Origin of the sequence: Paenibacillus sp. VTT E-133291 (assembly GCF_002264395.1) — a bacterium.
Lineage (GTDB): Bacteria > Bacillota > Bacilli > Paenibacillales > Paenibacillaceae > Paenibacillus_AQ > Paenibacillus_AQ nitricinens.
Genome location: NZ_NFVA01000109.1, coordinates 1 through 18595 on the forward strand (window position 1 = coordinate 1; position 18595 = coordinate 18595).

General features: G+C 43.9%; 16 protein-coding genes. 11 read left to right on the top strand and 5 right to left on the bottom strand.

What is annotated here, in order from left to right; genetic code table 11:
- Positions 1–104: 104 nt before the first annotated feature.
- The 10 genes from CA598_RS27765 to CA598_RS27810 all read left to right on the top strand — a co-directional run bounded on the left by CA598_RS27765 (position 105) and on the right by CA598_RS27810 (position 9874).
- Positions 105–578 carry a NanQ anomerase/TabA/YiaL family protein gene (locus CA598_RS27765; protein ID WP_094878572.1) on the top strand — a complete coding sequence of 158 codons (474 nt, stop codon included), beginning with the start codon at positions 105–107 and terminating at the stop codon, positions 576–578.
- A gap of 574 nt (positions 579–1152) precedes the next feature.
- Positions 1153–2265, top strand: coding sequence for an amidohydrolase/deacetylase family metallohydrolase (locus tag CA598_RS27770; protein ID WP_094878573.1), 1113 nt, complete (start codon positions 1153–1155; stop codon positions 2263–2265).
- A complete protein-coding gene (locus CA598_RS27775; protein WP_094878574.1) occupies positions 2231–3334 on the top strand; it encodes a DgaE family pyridoxal phosphate-dependent ammonia lyase in 1104 nt (367 codons plus the stop codon). The genes CA598_RS27770 and CA598_RS27775 overlap by 35 nt, the downstream gene beginning before the upstream one ends.
- 1 nt (position 3335) lies before the next feature.
- A complete protein-coding gene (dagF, locus tag CA598_RS27780) occupies positions 3336–4091 on the top strand; it encodes a 2-dehydro-3-deoxy-phosphogluconate aldolase (protein ID WP_094878575.1) in 756 nt (251 codons plus the stop codon).
- Positions 4084–5100, top strand: a complete 1017-nt coding sequence (locus tag CA598_RS27785; protein ID WP_094878576.1) for a sugar kinase — start codon at positions 4084–4086, stop codon at positions 5098–5100. Before dagF ends, CA598_RS27785 begins: the two co-directional genes overlap by 8 nt.
- 8 nt (positions 5101–5108) lie before the next feature.
- Complete coding sequence (locus CA598_RS27790) at positions 5109–5822, top strand: GntR family transcriptional regulator (RefSeq protein ID WP_094878584.1); 714 nt, start codon at positions 5109–5111, stop codon at positions 5820–5822.
- A gap of 247 nt (positions 5823–6069) precedes the next feature.
- A complete protein-coding gene (locus CA598_RS27795) occupies positions 6070–7062 on the top strand; it encodes an ABC transporter substrate-binding protein (RefSeq protein WP_094878577.1) in 993 nt (330 codons plus the stop codon).
- Positions 7043–7819: an ABC transporter ATP-binding protein gene (locus CA598_RS27800; protein WP_094878578.1), complete on the top strand. Its 777-nt coding sequence runs from the start codon at positions 7043–7045 to the stop codon at positions 7817–7819. Before CA598_RS27795 ends, CA598_RS27800 begins: the two co-directional genes overlap by 20 nt.
- A complete protein-coding gene (locus tag CA598_RS27805; protein ID WP_094878579.1) occupies positions 7813–8565 on the top strand; it encodes an ABC transporter permease in 753 nt (250 codons plus the stop codon). The genes CA598_RS27800 and CA598_RS27805 overlap by 7 nt, the downstream gene beginning before the upstream one ends.
- Positions 8566–8743: 178 nt before the next feature.
- Positions 8744–9874: a low temperature requirement protein A gene (locus tag CA598_RS27810; protein WP_094878580.1), complete on the top strand. Its 1131-nt coding sequence runs from the start codon at positions 8744–8746 to the stop codon at positions 9872–9874.
- Positions 9875–9973: 99 nt separating this feature from the next.
- Here the strand turns inward: CA598_RS27810 and CA598_RS27815 are convergent, their stop codons facing one another.
- Positions 9974–10921: a serine hydrolase domain-containing protein gene (locus CA598_RS27815; RefSeq protein ID WP_094878581.1), complete on the bottom strand. Its 948-nt coding sequence runs from the start codon at positions 10919–10921 to the stop codon at positions 9974–9976.
- Between the two features lie 171 nt (positions 10922–11092).
- Between CA598_RS27815 and CA598_RS27820 the strand changes: the two genes are divergently transcribed.
- A complete protein-coding gene (locus tag CA598_RS27820; RefSeq protein ID WP_094878582.1) occupies positions 11093–13459 on the top strand; it encodes a YcdB/YcdC domain-containing protein in 2367 nt (788 codons plus the stop codon).
- A 483-nt stretch (positions 13460–13942) separates the two neighbouring features.
- Here the strand turns inward: CA598_RS27820 and CA598_RS27825 are convergent, their stop codons facing one another.
- From CA598_RS27825 to CA598_RS27840, 4 genes are all read right to left on the bottom strand, one after another.
- Positions 13943–14764: a TerC family protein gene (locus tag CA598_RS27825; RefSeq protein ID WP_094874432.1), complete on the bottom strand. Its 822-nt coding sequence runs from the start codon at positions 14762–14764 to the stop codon at positions 13943–13945.
- Between the two features lie 351 nt (positions 14765–15115).
- Entirely contained in the window at positions 15116–16006 is an 891-nt protein-coding gene (locus tag CA598_RS27830; RefSeq protein ID WP_094878583.1) for a carbohydrate ABC transporter permease, read from the bottom strand.
- A gap of 25 nt (positions 16007–16031) precedes the next feature.
- On the bottom strand, positions 16032–16916 hold the full coding sequence (locus tag CA598_RS27835; protein WP_042130723.1) for a carbohydrate ABC transporter permease: 885 nt from the start codon (positions 16914–16916) through the stop codon (positions 16032–16034).
- 207 nt (positions 16917–17123) lie between these two features.
- Positions 17124–18488, bottom strand: coding sequence for an ABC transporter substrate-binding protein (locus CA598_RS27840; protein ID WP_042191338.1), 1365 nt, complete (start codon positions 18486–18488; stop codon positions 17124–17126).
- Positions 18489–18595 lie beyond the last annotated feature (107 nt).

An 18595-nucleotide genomic window follows, 5' to 3' on the forward strand; every position in this document is an offset into this window, starting at 1 on the left:
CAATATTCGATGTCGAGTAAGCTTCTTGGGCTACTTCGTGATCAAAAGCGAACTTTTTGAACAACCTCTGTAAGCGAATTGAGTGGCGAGGAGAATGAGACAATATGATCTTAGGTTCATTATCATCTTGGGAAGAGCATAGCAGATACGAGAATTCAGTCATTGTAGAGGCTATTGCGGAATTGAAAGTCATCTTACAACACGAACCGGATCTCGGGCGAATCGAGATCCGCGGTAACGAGATATACGTTTCGATTATGGCGCTTGAGGCGAAGTCGCTAGAGGAACAGGTTGCTGAGAAGCATGAGACCTATATTGATGTGCATTATTTGATCGAAGGGGAAGAAACGATCGGCTGGTCACCCTTGCAAGAAGGGATCGAGACTATTAAGCCTTACGATGCCGAAGCAGACTATGCACTTTATCCTCCGTCATCCGATGAAATTGTGTTAACTTTGAAGCCGGGGATGTTCGCTGTCTTTTTCCCGCATGATGTACACAGACCTGGGATGGGTCAACCGGGTAAGCAGATTAAGAAGGCTGTTATTAAGATACATGTAGGGTTATTAAATTCATAGGATCTGAGCAGATGACTTCTAAAATCATAAGGAGTCATCTTTTTTATTGCATGGGAAATTATACAATGAAAAAATTATAGATAACTTCGATGGAAAAACTAAGGGGGATTAAAGTTATTTCTCTACTTCAGGGTCAAAACGCTAGAAATATAGGGAATTACTCCCTGTAATTCTATAATATAAGGTCATGTCGATAGAATAGAGGGAATTGTTCCTCTTAATTCAGCTGAACTGGCTGTTTTTAATTGAAATTGGCAAGTATACAGGGAGAAATTCCGTATAACTTGTTCATACAACAGCTGTGACCTAATTTATAGGGAGGTTTTCCCTATAAAACGTTCTACCTAAGCAAAATCCTTCACCAATACTAGAGTTCTTACTCGCCAAACCACTGAAAATTCCTGCGGAGAGTGCAATAAGTGCTCCGCAAGCTATAAATTCAAACTAACAAATGCCTATTAACCCGACAAGGTGAATTAGTTTTTATACATAAACATTATAACGTTATATTTACTTAATGCGCTTTTCGTGGTATTTTAAACATTATAATGTTATATGGAAAAAGGTGAGAACAATGGATGAAAGATACGTACTCCGTCAGGTGAAACGAGTAAGCGGAGAAGAGATCGACATTGTAATCGAGAATGGCAAGATCGCGGAGATTACCCCGGCAGGTGAGGGGCGTGGGGGGCAGGAGTGGGAAGGTTCAGGCGCGTACGTATCCAGTGGCTGGATCGATATGCATGTGCATGCCTTTCGTGAATTTGATCCGTATGGTGACGAGATTGATGAGATCGGCGTCCGGCAAGGGGTGACCACTATAGTCGATGCGGGTAGCTGCGGGGCGGATCGGATAGGTGATCTGGCTCTGGATGCGTCTCAGGCTAAGACGAATGTGCTGGCTTTCTTGAATATCTCGCGGATCGGACTGCTAAGAATTGATGAATTGTCCAACTTGGAATGGATTGATAAGGAGAAGATCCTGCAAGCTGTCCGAACTTATGGGGAAATGATCGTGGGATTAAAGGCCAGAATCAGCAAGAGTGTTGTCGGCGCCAGCGGGATTGAACCACTGCATATTGCACGAAGCCTTTCAATGGAGACGGGGTTGCCGTTAATGGTACATATCGGCTCAGCACCGCCAGATATCAGAGAGGTTATGCCCCTTTTGCAGCGTAAGGATATCGTGACTCATTATCTCAACGGAAAAGAGAATAATTTGTTTGCAGCGGATGGTCAGCCGCTTCAGGTACTGACTGAAGCTATTGAACGGGGAGTTCATCTAGATGTGGGACATGGAACAGCAAGCTTCTCTTTTAAGGTAGCTGAGGCTGCTAAACGTAATGGTATTGAACTGAATACGATTAGCACGGATATCTATCGAGTGAATCGAAAGAAGGGACCTGTCTTTAGCATGTCTAATGTACTTTCCAAGTTTCTATGTTTGGGCTATGCTCTGGATGAGATTGTGGCAGCGGTTACTTCCAATGCGGCGGAGTGGCTGGGCAGGCCGGAGCTGGGCCGAATTCAGGTGGGAGATCCTGCAAACCTGACCCTCTTCATCCTGCAGCATAAGTCTGCAGTGCTTGTTGATTCTGAAGGAAAAGAAAGAATCACGGATAAAGTAATCCATGCAAAAGGAGTGGTTATAGGTGGGGAATTCATTAAATGCGAAATACGGGCTTAAACGTGTAATCAATGCAAGCGGCAGAATGAGCATCCTGGGGGTGTCCGCTCCGTCCGACACAGTGATGGAGGCGATGAAGCAAGGCGGACAGAGTTATGTGGAAATAGCGGATCTGGTGGATAAAGCCGGAGATTTCACGGCACGAATGCTCGGCGCTGAAGCAGCGCTTATCGTTAACTCAGCCTCCAGCGGGATTGCATTGTCCGTTGCGGCGCTAGTGACCCAAGGCAATCGGCGCCGCAGTGAACGTTTGCACCAAGAAGCCATTCCACGCAATGAAATCATCATTCTGAAGGGGCATAATGTACAGTACGGGGCTCCTGTGGAAACGATGGTCTATCTAGGCGGAGGTAAACTAATTGAGGTCGGTTATGCGAATGAAGGCGGGGCCGAGCATATAGAGGATGCCATTTCTGAGCAGACGGCTGCCATTCTGTACGTGAAGTCCCACCATGCAGTGCAGAAAAATATGTTATCCGTCGAAGAGGCATGGGAGATCGCCAAGCGTAAAGGGGTGCCGCTAATCGTTGATGCCGCAGCGGAAGAAGACCTCTGTAAATATGTAAAATACTCTGATCTGGCAATTTATAGTGGTTCTAAAGCCATTGAAGGGCCAACATCCGGTATTATCGCCGGCAAACGTAAATATGTAGAATGGGTTAAGGTGCAATTGTATGGAATAGGTCGCAGTATGAAGGTCGGTAAAGAAACTTCCTTTGGTCTGCTGCAAGCTTTACAGGAATACATGGTCAAGGAAGACAAGAGTGACAACGAGCAAGCATCATTACAGGGATTGATGGTGTTGAATGATCTTCCGGGAATTCGAGTAACCATTGTGCAGGATGAGGCGGGCCGTGCCATCTATCGCGGCCGAGTTCAGGTTGATCCGCAGCTGGCCGGTATTACGGCTAAGGAATTGGTAGGGGGGTTGCAGCGGGGCGAGATTGCGATCTATACCCGCGATTATGGAGTGAAGCAGGGATATTTCGATATTGACCCGCGGCCGCTTCTTGGGGATGATCTGCTCGTGATCGTAGACAGCATTCATAAATTGATAGGGGGACAATAAGATGACATCGATTTCACAACGTTTTTATAAGGGACGCACCGCATTAAATGTACTCGCTAAAGATATCACTAATGCTAAAGAGATTTATGAAGCGGCAGAAGGGTATGTGCTGGTTGGTGTGCTCTCTAAGGATTATAAGACGGTAGAAGAAGCCGTAACAGCGATGAAGCAATATGGTCAAGAAATTGAAGATGCGGTATCGATTGGCTTAGGTGCAGGGGATAATCGCCAAGCGGCAATTGTGGCCGAGATTGCTAAGCATTATCCGGGTAGTCATATTAACCAGGCGTTCCCTGTTGTCGGAGCTACACGCGCTAATCTGGGCGGGAAGGACAGCTGGATCAACAGCATGGTCGCTCCTTCTGGTCGTGCGGGGTATGTGAATATTTCAACAGGACTCTTCAGTGCTGCGGAGAGTGAAGCGGCAATTGTACCTGTAGCATCAGCAATTGCGCTTGTTCGGGATATGGGTGGTAATGCACTGAAGTACTTTCCAATGCAGGGATTAAGCCGTGAAGAGGAATACCGCTCTGTCGCGAAGGCTTGTGCTGAGGCAGGATTTGCACTCGAACCAACCGGCGGAATTGATATGGATAATTTCGAGGCTATTCTGGAGATTGCTCTTGAAGCAGGGGTACCACAAGTGATTCCGCATGTCTATTCATCCATTATTGATAAAGAATCGGGAAAAACCCGGATCCAGGATGTACGTGATTTGCTTGGAATTATGAAGAGGCTGACAGATAAATATGCCTAAACGAATCGGGGCATTCGGAGAAGTGATGATGCGTCTGCAGGTACCGGGAGTTCAGCTGCTATCACAGGGAAACGCCTTAAACTATTCATTCTCCGGCACCGGGGTTAATGTCAGCTCGGCACTGGCACGCTTCGGGCATGAAGGTTATTTGATTTCCCGTTTGCCGACTACCTCCTTGGGAGAGGCCGCCGCCGCGTATTTGCGGAAGCTGGGTATTTCATCTAACCTCGTTATACGAGGAGGAGAATATCTGGGCTTGTATTTCTTGGAGAATGGATTTGGTGCACGTCCAAGCAAGGTGACTTATAGTAATCGTCTGGAGAGTAGCTTCAATACGGCTCCTGAGGAAACTTATAATTATGAAGAGATTGCGCGAAGTCTGGATGTGATTCATTTCTGCGGCATTACGCTGGCTATGAACGATAGTGTACGTCATCATATGAAATCCTTGGCTAGAGCTGTCAAGCAGCAGGGTGGGACTGTGATCTTTGATTGCAACTATCGTCCGTCATTATGGGGACCGGAAGGGTATTCGCTAGCGAAGCCGCATTACGGGGAGATGCTGCAGCTGGCTGATATCGTAATGATGAATGAGAAGGATGCGATATTTATCTTGGGGATGAGCACTGCCCAAGCTGAACGTGAAGAGCAATTGCTCGAACTTATTCCGGCAGTTGCGAAGCAGTACGATATCTCGGTGATCGCAGGCACCCATCGCAGTATTCATGGCGACAACTCACATTCACTGCGTGGGTATCTTTATAAGAACCAGAGCTTCTTCTTTTCGGATACGCTGAGATTTCTCGTCTATGATAGAATAGGGGCTGGAGATGCCTATACGAGCGGAATTGTGCATGGAGAGCTAACTGGCTTTACCTCAGAGCAGACGGTGCGATTTGCCGCTGCCGCTAGTATGCTAGCCCATACTGTCGAGGGAGACACTCCCATGGCTTCAGAAGCGGATATACTTCGAGCTATGACTCTATCCGTAGGCGATGTAGAAAGGTAGTGAACTTCTTGAGTTTGTCCCGAAAAGATAAGCCCTTATATATACAAATTGCAAATATTATAAAGGATCGGATTCTACACGGAGTCTATCCTATTGGATTGAATATTCCTTCTGAGCCTCAGCTAGAGCAGGAATTCAATGTCAGCAAGATCACGGTGCGCGGTGCCATTCAGGAGCTTGTCCAAGAAGGATTTCTGGAGAAGGGGAGCGGCAAGGGGACGAAGGTGATCCGTAATACCTCATCATCCAAGCTGTCCAAGTGGAAAAAATTCACGGAAATTCTAGTGGATGAAGGGCACCAAATTCGGAAGCAATGGATGAAGGCGGAGCGAGTATATAATGAAGTCGGAAGCGAACCTTACCGCTTATTCGGCGAACATTGTATACGCTTGGAACGCATATACAGTCTAAATGATATTCCATACGTTCATTACACGCATTATTTAGTAAATGGTATGGATGATTTGGATCTACTAGACTTAAATGCTCAGTCCTTGTATGAACTACTTGAAGAGCGGAGCGTTTCCTTAGAGAAACTGCGTGATGAATTTTCCGTTGCCGTTCCTCCGCCTGATGTCGAGGAGATATTGCTCCTTGATAAGAAGCGTCCCTTGCTGAAGCGAACCCGTTATTCTTATGACGAGCTGGGCAAGGTAACGGAGTATAGTATCGGCTTTTACAATACAGAGCTGCAGAATTATGTAGTGAACTATGAGGTGTAATTAGCGAAAATCCGGAGCAATTTGCAGGGGAGATTCCTTGCAGGATGGTTCGGATTTTTTTGCATCTAAGTATGTGATAAATATAACTATTTAAATTTATGAATATACAAGCTGTGATGACTGATGTAAAATTACAATACCTGAAGCGTCCTGGAACAGCTTAAGGGCTTTTTGCATGCTCTTTTGCAGATTGCAAAGAATAGGGGCATGTCTACTATAGAAAGATTAATGGAGGTAGGAGAGTTTTATGAAGAAAAAAGCACTAAAAAGAATGTTGATGTTGCCGATGATGGTCGTTGTCGTCGCTGTACTTGCAGTAGGTTGTGGTTCAAAGAATAACACGAATACAGCATCGACAGAGGGAAACGCAGCAGAGACCTCAAAAGAAGCTGTTACTTTGTCGCTTGGCTTACTGCCCTCGATTGATGCGATTCCTTTTGTAATTGCTCATGAGCAAGGTTTTGATAAGAAACATGGAGTGAACCTGGACATCCAAACGTTCAAGAGTGCAAAAGACCGTGATGTCGCCTTTCAAGCAGGCAAGTTAGAGGGGATCAGTGCTGATTTGGTTGCGATTTCTATCTATAATGAAGCCGGGCTGGATGTGAAGATCACTAGCACAACTTTTGGTGAATTCGATTTATTGACTGGGAATGATGCGATCCAAGATGTGAAGGATCTGAAAGGCAAAACCGTGATTTTGTCCAAAAACACTTCCACACAATATACTGTGGCGATGATGCTGAAACAAGCGGGTTTGACAGAAAATGATATCACGGTAACTGAGGTTCCACAAATCCCTACCCGGTTAGAATTGCTTAAGAACAATAAGGCGGATGCGGCTATTTTGCCTGAACCATTTGTAACAATGGGTAAAGCTTCAGGCTTGCGCGTGCTTAGCTCCACACATACAGCAGGAGTGAATCCATTTGTATTGGCTTTCCCACAAACTGCTATTGATGCTAAGGCAGATGCGATCCGCAATATGTATGCTGCTTATGACGAGGCGGTAGCGTATATGAAATCTCATGATCAATCCGAATATATCGATCTTGTGATCAAAGAAGTTGGTTATCCAGAAACGTTGAAAGATGAGATCAAGGTGCCTGATTATCTCCCTGCCAATCAAGTGGATGTGAAAGAAGTAGAAGCCGCATTTGCATGGGCACGGGAAAAAGGTTTGCTTAGCAAAAATATCTCGGCTGAAGATGTGATTTCTGATGTCCAATTCAAGAAATAAAGGACTCGTCATTAAGGACCTTAAAGTAGAGTATAAGACAGGTCAACTGGCCTTAGGGAAGATGGACCTATCTTTACCGGAGCATGGGATTTACACGATCATCGGACCCTCTGGCAGCGGAAAATCCACTTTATTACGGGCGATTGCGGGCTTGCTGCCAAGCTATATGGGGCAAATTCTTTTTAATGAAAAATCCGTGCATGATAAAGAAACTCTGATCGGCCTGGTACCGCAAAACTATGGGCTTCTTCCATGGAAGACTGTACATGATAATATTCAAATCGCGATGAAAATCTCGCATACTGCGAGCACATCCAAGCAAGAACGGGAGAATCAGATTAAGCAGTGGCTTTCGTCGATGGGAATCTCTGATTTAACTGATCGTTATCCTCTATCACTCAGTGGAGGACAGCAGCAAAGAGTGGCAATCGCCAGAGCATTCGCCATTTTGCCTACTATTTTACTGCTGGACGAGCCTTTCTCCGCACTAGATGCGATTACGCGGGAAACGCTACAGATTCTCTTTTTGGATAACTGGTTAGCGCATCCGGCGACTACCTTATTTGTTACCCATGATGTGGAAGAGGCTATTCTGCTGGGGCAGAAAATTATTGTTATGCCATCTAATAAAGATGAAGCTCCGGAAATGATCGATAATCAATTGGTATTTCAAATGAAGCATGAAGTTAAGCGGGACAGTGTAGATTTCTTTGAACAGACTAAGCGAATCAGAAAGGTAATGCAGGAGATATGGTGAGAAAAAATCGGATTCATCACATAATAAGACTGTTGTTTGTGTTCTTTTGTATGAATGTGGTGTGGTATATTGCCTATTTGCTTATGAATCATTCGATTTTGCCGAGTCCATTCGCTGTATATAACGCTATGTTTCACTTAGGTGGTCAGGAGATTGCTTTAAATGTAGGATATAGCTTGTTCAGAATTTTTGCAGGTGTAGTGCTGGCGTTAATCATTGGACTGCTCATTGGTCTTCTGATGGGACGTTCACTGACTTGGAACAAGCTGCTTGACCCTGTCGTTTATTTAACCTATCCTGTCCCAAAAATCGCTCTGCTTCCCGTTGTGATGCTATTCTTCGGGCTTGGTGAAACGTCAAAAATCTTAATGATCATGATGATTCTCTTGTTCCAGATTATTATCTCCGTAAGGGATGGTGTGAAGGCTATTCCTGAGAATACCTATGATGTCTTAACGAGTATAGGGGCAAGTACGGTGCAGAAGTTCTGGCATGTGACACTGCCGGGTGCACTGTCGGTCATTCTGAGTACGATTCGTATTTCGCTTGGAACAGCGATATCTGTACTCTTTTTCACGGAGATTTACGGAACGGAGCATGGCATGGGCTTTTTCATTATGGATGCTTGGTTAAGACTGGATTATCCGGAGATGTATGCGGGTATTATGCTGTTCAGCTTGGTAGGTTTTGTCCTCTTCGTACTTGTTGATTTTCTTGATTACAAGTTTATGAAGTGGCGGAATTAAATATAGTTGGAGATATATCTATAGCTTTCCTTTGTCGAGTTTAGGCAAGGGGGAGCTTTTTTTGCGTGATTTTTGAGTGGAAATAAAGGGGCTTCAAATTAGTATATCAATTCGGTTAAGATGGATAAGTACTCGATAAACTGTATTATATACACATCCAAACTAAGGGAGTAAAACGATGAATAAACGCACATCGGAATTTGAACAGAGCACAGCATCCTTTGCTGAGAAGAAAGTGACCTGGCTGGAACTATTTTATGATCTGCTTTTTGTAGCTGCGGTTTCAAAAGCGAGTCATGTCTTGTTGCATGTAGAGGCGGGTACAATTCCACTTGAATATTTATCTAAATTTATCTTAATATTCATTCCGATCTGGTGGGCCTGGGTGGGGCAATCGCTTTTTGTGAATCGGTTTGGACAAGACATCTTTTCACACCGGATATTTCTGATTCTACAATTATTTTTTGTATTAATAATGACGGCTAGCTTATCGGTTAACTTTGATCAATACTATATGCCATTTCTAATAGGTTATGTTGGCTTAAGAGCTATGACTGCCATTCAATATCTTACGGTAAATAAGAATGAAGCAGCTGATAGAAAGGGTACTGCCCGCTATTTGGGAAGTCGGTTTTGGATTGGATTAGTGATCTCTGCATTATCCCTTTTCTTTGACTCTTGGATACGTTATGTAGTTTTGTATGCGGGAATTACTGTAGATATCTTGCTTCCCTTAATCGGCCGGAGATACTTGGTGAAAAGCCCGATAAACACTCATCATTTATTAGAACGTTTCTCGTTGTTTACCCTCATTCTACTTGGCGAATCAGTGGTCAGTATACTTGCAGTCTTACAGTCTAGCCACTGGACGTGGCAATCTATTTTATTTGCATTATTAACTTTTCTATTAATTATAGCTATGTGGTGGCAATACTTTGATAATGTTGAGAAGAAAGTGGACAAGAGCATAGAGACTGCCGGACAGACCATCATTTATGGCCATTTGTTTATTTATATTTCCTTGAGTATGATCGCTGCTTCGATCCAACTGTTATTTCTCGAACAACTAGATTATACATTTATGGTATGTTTTATTTTTGGGTCGGTGTTGCTCTACTTCTTCTCTACTTCGTTGGTCTTCCATAAATACAGACGTTTACAGCAAAGATTAGGGATGTTCCATTTAGCGTTATTATTAGGTTTACTTGGAGTTTTTTTCGCAGTAGATTTGTTGTTCCTTATACCTAATTACCTGATCATTGGTGAAATGATGTTATTTTTTGTTGTATATGCAAAATTAACGACGTAAGCTTGTTGTGCCGAAGCTGAATAAGAAAACAAGAAGGAAGCCGATCCGTGTGATCGGCTTCCTTCTTGTATGATGGGAGTGGACGGTATTCCCTTGTTTTTATCGCCCAAGAAGCGTTGGCACGATAAATCGGCCGAACACATTAGCTGGTGAGCCTTTCTTGTATTTATCCGCAGTAATGACTGCAACCAGCTCATAGGATGGTACCACAATAATGTGCTGGCCCATGAAGCCAAGCGCAAAATAATAAGGGATCTCATTCGGCTGCTGCTCTGTACCTGCATTGAATGAGGATACCCACCAGTGCCAGCCATAGAAGCCCTTCTGTGGTAGCGTGGCTGAGACATAAGGGTGAGTGGACTTCTGAACGGTATCCGAATGAATGAGCTGCTGATCCCTCCAGCGCCCTTCTTGCAAATAAAGGAGACCGAATTTGAGCATATCCTCAGGCATCATATAAAGGCCAAATCCACCAGTATGTATGCCTTGCGGATCACTGTCCCAGCGATAGCTTTCGATACCAAGCGGCTGAAATAGCTGATCTTCAGCAAATGCTGCAACGTCTTGTCCAGAACATTCCCGCAGGATAGCGGATAAGAGCTGAGAGCATCCAGAGTTATAGTTCATCTCAGTGCCTGGCGTATGAGATAGCGGCTGGGCGAGCACAAACTTTATCCAGTCTGCGCTTCTGGTCATATTCGGAAAGGAATTCTGCCCCCCAAATTCTGTCCAGTTAAAGCCTGCTGTCATTGTTAATAAGTGATGGATAGTGATTTCTCTTTTTCGTTGATCTTGATCCTCTTTTAATGGAGGGAAGAATACAGAAATAGGTGTATCAGGTGGTGGAACGATTTGTTTATCTATGGCAATGCTGACAAGGGCGGCGAGCACGCTTTTAGTGCATGAGTTAATTTTGCCTAGCTCTGTAGCGATTTCAGGCTCGCGATAATGCTCCAATATCGTTTCTCCATGTTGAACGATTAGACAACTGCGAATTTCTAGGCCAGTAATGCCGTCTATAAGCGGCTGAAGGTTCCAGTCAGTAATGTGAATGGCCCCCTTTCATAGATGAGTTTGAGCTGTAGCTGCCTACCATTATAGCTTATAGAGCACACATTACATAAACCATGTAATTTCCTGTCGTTAATTAAATATGGAAAATATAAGTAATTATCTGTATAATGTTATGAATCACGTGTTAGAGGAGGATGAATTCTTTTGAAAAGCAATAACACTCACTTTGTTCATCAGACAGCTAAAACGGTATTGATTACTTCTGTCGCCATCGCATTATTGTTACCTCCAAGCTTGGCCGCAGCCGATTCTACATCTGTTAGTAGCAACACTACGGTAACACAAGTTAGCGCACAAGCACCGGTGACTACAACGAACTCCGAGGCAGATCTTACAAAAGTGAAATTCACACAGGAGCAAGCGGTTGCGAAGCTAAGAGAGCTATTCCCAGCCCTAAAGGATGCAACGGTAAACAATGTTCAACTGGGATCTAACCAAAGCTACCCCCCTCCAGCAAATCAAATGATCTGGAATATTCAGTGGCAGATACAAGAGGGGAATATGGGATATGGCTTTAGCAGTGAGGTAGATGCCATTAATGGAGATATCATCAGTACGTATATTTCATACCCTCGTGAGAATAACGAATCCTATTATCCACCGAAAGTATCCCAGACTCAGGCACTGGAGATCGCCAAGGCTTTTGTGGCTAAGGCAGCCGCATCGGTTAAGAGCAGTGATCTGCATTTAAATGAGGATGCCGGTTATAATTATTTTTCGAACTCTTTATTCGGTCCTGTTCAATACAGCTATTACTTCAGTGTCATGAAGAATGGTCTACCTTCTGGATCGGATAACATTAACATAGCCGTGGACGGCAACGGTAATGTAATTCAATTCTCTAAGTCTTCTCAAGGGCTTGAGTACCCTTCTGCACAGCCCAAGATTACCTTGGAGCAAGCACAGAAGCAATTTGCGGAACAGTTTGATGTAGGCCTTTTTTACATTCCTATTTATAAGAACGGAAAACCTAACAACTGGATTTTAGGCTGGCGCCCAGTGGATCAGTCTCTATATCCTATCGATGCATTGACCGGCAAGAGAATAGATTATGAAGGAAAAGAATCCGTACCCACCCCAGTCGTGTATTCAGATGTAGCAAAAGGTAAGGATGTCTTTCAAGCAAGAACATCAACTACTGAGCTTACTGCAAAAGAAGCGGAACAGCTTGTAAAGAAGGTTGCTTATATTCCAGCAGATCGTAAATTGATCTCACAAAGCTTGAGAAGTGACTTCCAGCAAACAGATCGGAAGATCTGGCAGTTATCCTGGGGTAGTAGTGGAAATGAACGTTTCTTTGGTGCTGGCTTTCCAGAACAATCCTCTGCTGAGATTGATGCAAAGACTGGTGAAATATTACAGTATCAGATTCAAACTTATGGTGCTACTCAGGATAAGAAGAAGGAAGAGCCGGCTCCTGCTGGAGGGAAGAAGCTTAGTGAGGCTGAAGCTAAGACTAAAGTACTTAGTATAATTAATAGCCTGTATCCTCAGGCGAGCCAGAAACTAAAGCTTGTAGAATATGGAGATAACTCAAGCGTGACTTCAGACGGATCAGGATTTAGATATCAGTTTATTAGATATCATCAAGGGATTCCTGTGAGTGACAGTAACCTTACGGTTAGCTTGGATCTTTATGGCAGACTGATTTCTTACATGGGGAATCGGATAGACGGTATCGATGATATCACAGTATCGCCTGAGGCTACCATTTCCAAGAAGGAAGCGCTCGAAAGTTATAAACCTAAATATCAGACTAAGCTAAGCTACACTCAGGTTGGTGGATACTATAGTTATAATAGCAATGCGGTGCCAAAGGTGAAACTGGTATATGATACAGCCTTTGATGAATCTAATGGAATGTATCAGGTTTTAGATGCAGCCACTGGAAAATGGGTAGCAGTCTTTGATTACCTCGGTCAGCAAGATGCTCAAATATCTGCAACGGATATCAAAGGTCATGCAGCAGAACAACCATTATCAGAATTAGTAAAATATCATGTGATTACTCCGGATGCCGATGGTAAAGTAAACCCGGATCAAGAAATAACCGTTGGAGATTGGTTAACCTATCTTGCCAAGGCTTCTAATCCGAATTTCAGCAATTATAATAGTAATAATGAACGAAAAACTGTGGCAGGCGTGAAGCCTGAGAATTCATATTATGATGTTGTTACTTATGCAGCTGATCGTAAGTGGATCAACAAGGATCAAAGCCTGCAAATTGATAGTAAGTTAACTCGGGAACAGCTGGCTGTTCAGTTAGCTAATTTTTTGAAATACAACAAACTCACAGCCTATCTTGATAAAGATGTAACGGTAAGTCAGTTCAGTGATAGTGCATCTATAAACAATAAGGGAGCAGTGGCTCTTGTTGTGAAATTGGGACTGTTAAAGGATGACAATGGCAAGTTCAATCCGCAGCAGACGGTAACGAAGGCGCAGGCCGCTACGGTGATCATGAAGCTAGTGGAGCTGCAAGGAAAGACGGATCAGCTGATTGGTCAATAAGGGTTAAAAAGACTGGCCAGGGAGCGATTCTCCGATTATTGGAGAATCGCTCCCTGGTTTTTTTAGTTTGAGGTGGCTGGCTGAGGACATGGCTACTTGATAGAAGTAGCTTTCGGTAACCCCTCTCCTTTAACGCCGAATCTTGCTGGAGTAAGCGAGATAACTGCATTCTGTGCAGCTATTTCTTATGTAAGAAGAGAATTGTGTATTTAACTGCATTCTCTGCAACTAAGAACTGGAGAATCCACCTCTAGGGGAGAAAATCAAAAAAATAGTTGTACCAAATACAATTATATCCAATGGCGGAGGGTTTCGAAGAATTATAGATGTACAAAATGCAGTTAAACGCTTCTACACTTCTCTTTCGTCGGCTGCACTCCACAAGAATATCGGGAGCAAAATAGGAGTTAAAAGAAAATAACCCGAAAGACTAACACCTAAAGGGTGTATCTTTCGGGTTATTTATTTGTGATTCAAATAGGATTAATGAAGTTGTTTATCTACTTCTTTAATTGGATTCTCGTTAGCGTTCTCTTCAACCTTGCTACTCATAAACCAACCAATTGCAGCGATGAGTACGAGCACAACATAGAAGGTGAGCTTCCACCAAGTACTATGTGCGAAATCTTCGGAAAGAACACCAAGTGAAGGGTGTGCCAATGTAATGACTGCCAGCTTAACTCCGACCCAACCTACGATGAAGAAGGCTGCAATTTCAAGACCTGGACGGGTGTGGAGCAATTTAACGAAGAAGGTAGCTGCGAAACGCATGATGACCAGTCCGATAAATCCACCGGCAAAGATGACGAGGAATTGACCGCCGTCAAGTCCACCGATTTTTGGAAGGCCACTTGCAGGAAGAGCAACCGCCAGGGCAACTGCTGCAAGAATGGAATCGACCGCGAAGGCGATGTCAGCAACTTCTACTTTAAATACAGTAAACCAGAAGCTGGATTTCTTTTTGTTGACTGCAGCTCCAGTACCGCTTTCAGCTGCTTCATCCGTAACAGGCTTCTTGAACAATAGTTTTCGGAAGATATGGTTCCCTGCGATAAACAATAAATAAATCGCGCCGATGGCTTGTACTTGCCAGATATCAACCAGGTAAGAGATGACAAATAGTGAACCGAAACGGAACACGAAGGCTCCGGCTAATCCGTAAAATAGTGCTTTCTTTCTTTCCTCATCAGGAAGGTGCTTTACCATAATTGCCAATACTAATGCGTTATCTGCGGCTAGTAGTCCTTCTAGTGCTACAAGAACGAGTAATACCCAGCCATATTCTAATATTAATCCCCAATCCATTACTGTTGTCCTCCCTTTTCTAATGCAAATATCTACTAAAAGATACTTACTATACCATTTTAACCAATTTTATATAAAAAAGACCTTTACCAAACAGATTAGCCTTTGGAATAAAGGTCTAACCTGATTGGTAAAGGTCTCGCTAACAATGTTGAATTGCCAATAAAGCCGGAGAATATCCTCATATTCTCGTATTGACGACTTTATTTAACAGCTACTCCCCTTTACGGGATATATTAAATTTTTAATTTTATTCGTTGTGTTTTTGCCTAAGGAGATCATATACGAGTTGAAAGTTAATGTCAATAAAATCTTGGAGGAATAAAGCTAGAGTTCTCCACGCTTTTTGTGTTAGCCCTTAACCGCCCCAGCCGTAATTCCCTTAGTCATCTGTTCTGTAAAGAGCAGATAGATCAGGATGGTTGGGATCGCAATGATCGTCATAACAGCGAACTGAGCACCGTAGTTGGACGAGTATTCTCCAGCGAATTTCATAATGGAGAATGGAATGGTTTTGAGATCCTCCGAGGTGAGGAAGGTGTTCGCCATAATAAATTCATTCCAAGTGCTGATGAAATTGAGTACACAGATGGTAGCTAGTGCGGGTTTCGTAATAGGGAAGATGATGCGGAAGATCACACCGTAAATGCCGCAGCCATCGATAACCGCCGACTCTTCAATCGCACGAGGGATGGTCTCTAGAAATCCAGTCATGATGAGCACACTCATGGGGATAACAATAGCCGAATAAGGCAGAATCAGTGTGTACATATTGTTCAGCATTCCGAGCTTGTTAAACAGGATAAAGTTCGGCAGCAGTGTCGCGTGAATGGGAATGATCATACCCATCATGATAAGTGACAGCACGATACCGCTTAGCTTCCATTTCATACGGGTGAACGCATACCCCATCATCAATGACACTAATGCGGACAGCATAACGGTAATTACTGTAATGATAAGACTGTTGGCAAAATACCGTGGTACACGCCCGTAGGTAAAAGCGTTTCTATAATTCTCCCATTGCGGGGGAGATGGCCATTTCAGAAAAGAGCTTCCGAAGAAATCACCACTTTTTAGCAGGGAGTAATCGATCAGCCAGATGAGCGGAAATAACTGAATCAAAGCAATGAGACAAAGAAACACCATCATTAGGATTTTGCCAGTAGTAGGTTTACTGCGCTTCTGTTTATGAAGCTTCAGATTGGGGGACGAAGCGGCAGGTGCTAATGAATTATTCATATGATTTCCTCCGGTTACAGGGATTCTAAAACTCTCCGATATCTTTCTTCAGAACCTTGTTGAGTATTACGGTCAGTACAAGGCAGAACACAATAAATAGGATGGATATGGCATTACCGTAGCCGTATAGCGACGATGAGAAGGCGGTTTTGTAAAGGTAGTTCCCTAAGAATTGCGTGCTGTTCGCCGGGCCGCCGTTGGTCATTAAGAACACGGTTTCCATTTGCTTAAGACAGGTTGTTACCGCGATGATAATGGCAACTCGCATCATAGGCGATAGAAGCGGTATGATAATGCGCGTGTAGAGGGTATAGTTGTTTGCGCCATCGATTTTTGCAGCTTCGCTTAGATCACTTGGAATGCCTTGCAGACCTGAATAATATAGCAGCAGCGCGTATCCAAAACCTTGCCACATAACAACAATGATGATGCACCAGATTGCTGTCTTCGGATCTCCAAGCCAATCATGTGTGAGTGAATCCAGCCCGACACCACTTAGCAACTTGTTGAGCAATCCGTAATTGGGGTGAAAAATCCCGCTCCACAGCTTGGCTGTAACCACAACAGAAATTACTGCCGGGATAAAAAAGATCGTCCGGAATATTTTTTCGTATTTACCGGAATTGGTCAGGAATATCCCTATGAGAATGGCAAAGGGATGCTGCAAGAATACAGTGGCAGCGGTGAGCAACAGGGCATTGCCCAGCGAAGTCCAAAATACTTTGTCATGGAATAGGATTTCGCGATAGTTATCAAAGCCGATAAAATTGTACTTGCCGATCCCGCCCCAGTCCGTAGAGCCGTAATAAGCACTCATGAAGATAGGGATGCAAATCATAAAAGCAAACAGGAATAGCCCGGGTGCGATGAGCAGGAATATCGCTTTTTTGTCGCTTAACACTCTGTGCATGGAAATCTCCGTCCTTTGAAAGAGTAATCTATCTACTACCATCCTAACGGGTAGCTAGCTCATGGAACATGCCGTATATTTCAGATGATTGTACACATTTTTTCGAAAACAAACCCCCGGCCTCTGGGGAGAGTCGGGGGTTGTACGCTACTATTTATGATGTTAATTTAGAAGCGCCGTAATCCATGTACTTACTAGTATTAGAGCTTATTTACCAGCCAATTTATCGGACGCAGCGTCAAGCGCTTTGGCGAATTCAGCTGTATTCATAGCGCCGGAGAGCAGGCTTTGGTGAGCCTCCATTACCTTTTGCTTGAACTCGTCGTTACCAATATCCTGTAGCGGGGTTCCGCTAGAAGAGGTCATCGAGCTGAAGACATCCACTAGTTCTTTTTGGAGCTGAGTTTCATTACCAGTTAGGAATTCATCGAATTTTTGCGCAGGTGTACCCGCGCCAGCTTGCCATAACATCTTGGACCAGTTCTCAGGAGCGAAGAAATACTTCAAGAAATCAACAGCAGCTTCAGGATGCTTGGAGTTTTTACTTACTGCATATCCACCACCGTACCAAGCAGCATCATCCGTGGATTTACCTTTATCTGAACCAGGGAAAGCGAATGCGCCTACATTATTGCGGAATTCTTCAGAGAAGTTCACATCTGTAGCCAGGCCAGACTCCCAAGCGCCCATAAAGAACATAGCGGCTTGTCCTTGTCCGAACAAGTTACGCGCTGCGCCGTAATCGGCGGTCAGCCAGCCGTCGGCAAAACCTTTAGCATTTGCGAAATCTTGCATTTCAGTTGCAGCTGCAACAAGGCTAGGATCATTAAAGGATATTTTACGGGCAACAGCTTCATCCATCTTATTAAAATCACCATTTTGTCGTTGAGCAACAAACTCATACCAGATTGGCAGTGTCCATGCATCCATACCATTCATAGCGATAGGGTTAATCTTGTTGGCACGCAATGTTTTAACAGCTGCGAGCAGGTCAGCGGTAGTCTTCGGAACCTCGATGCCGTTGTCAGCAAAGATTTTCTTGTTATAGAACATGACCATATAGTCGGCACTACGTGGCAATCCGTACAGTTTGCCATCTTTGCTGAAGCCGTCCATGGAACCGGAAACAAACTGATCACCTTCGAAGTCAGCGCTGTTCAGTTCAAGCAGTAAGTCATTATCGAGCAGAGGACTCAGGAAAGAAGGCTGGCCCCAAGCTTGAATGATATCAGGCATCTGATTACTGGAAGCATATACTTTAATTTTTGATTTATAAGGTTCATCTTGAAGCGCTTCCACTTCTATCTTGACGTTAGGGTGCTCTTTCATATAAGCGTCGATAATGTCTTGCTCCACCTTGCCTGAACCGTTTGCCCGATCCGCAAGTGCGGTGAAGAACTTCAGTGTAATTTTTTCGGCTGGTGCGTTCGCTGTTGCCTCGGCAGTAGCTTCGGCTTTGTCATTTGCAGGAGCATTTGTAGCTTTCGCGTTGTTATTTCCGCCACCACAGCCTGCAAGCAGAGCTGGAAGCATTAGACTCATAAGCATTAGCTTGATTCCTTTACTTTTCATCAAAAACCCACCTTTTTAGAATGATTTATTTTGAAGAAACGATTGTTATCCATCCAGGAAGACGACAACGTCGTTTCTTCTTGAAATATAAGAAAGTATAAGTTTCA

Coding starts and splice junctions, on each gene's coding strand:
- CA598_RS27765 (WP_094878572.1), top strand. CDS start 105: ATGATCTTAGGTTCATTATCATCTTGGGAAGAGCATAGCAGATACGAG.
- CA598_RS27770 (WP_094878573.1), top strand. CDS start 1,153: ATGGATGAAAGATACGTACTCCGTCAGGTGAAACGAGTAAGCGGAGAA.
- dagF (WP_094878575.1), top strand. CDS start 3,336: ATGACATCGATTTCACAACGTTTTTATAAGGGACGCACCGCATTAAAT.
- CA598_RS27785 (WP_094878576.1), top strand. CDS start 4,084: ATGCCTAAACGAATCGGGGCATTCGGAGAAGTGATGATGCGTCTGCAG.
- CA598_RS27795 (WP_094878577.1), top strand. CDS start 6,070: ATGAAGAAAAAAGCACTAAAAAGAATGTTGATGTTGCCGATGATGGTC.
- CA598_RS27800 (WP_094878578.1), top strand. CDS start 7,043: ATGTCCAATTCAAGAAATAAAGGACTCGTCATTAAGGACCTTAAAGTA.
- CA598_RS27805 (WP_094878579.1), top strand. CDS start 7,813: ATGGTGAGAAAAAATCGGATTCATCACATAATAAGACTGTTGTTTGTG.
- CA598_RS27810 (WP_094878580.1), top strand. CDS start 8,744: ATGAATAAACGCACATCGGAATTTGAACAGAGCACAGCATCCTTTGCT.
- CA598_RS27825 (WP_094874432.1), bottom strand. CDS start 14,764: ATGGATTGGGGATTAATATTAGAATATGGCTGGGTATTACTCGTTCTT.
- CA598_RS27830 (WP_094878583.1), bottom strand. CDS start 16,006: ATGAATAATTCATTAGCACCTGCCGCTTCGTCCCCCAATCTGAAGCTT.
- CA598_RS27835 (WP_042130723.1), bottom strand. CDS start 16,916: ATGCACAGAGTGTTAAGCGACAAAAAAGCGATATTCCTGCTCATCGCA.
- CA598_RS27840 (WP_042191338.1), bottom strand. CDS start 18,488: ATGAAAAGTAAAGGAATCAAGCTAATGCTTATGAGTCTAATGCTTCCA.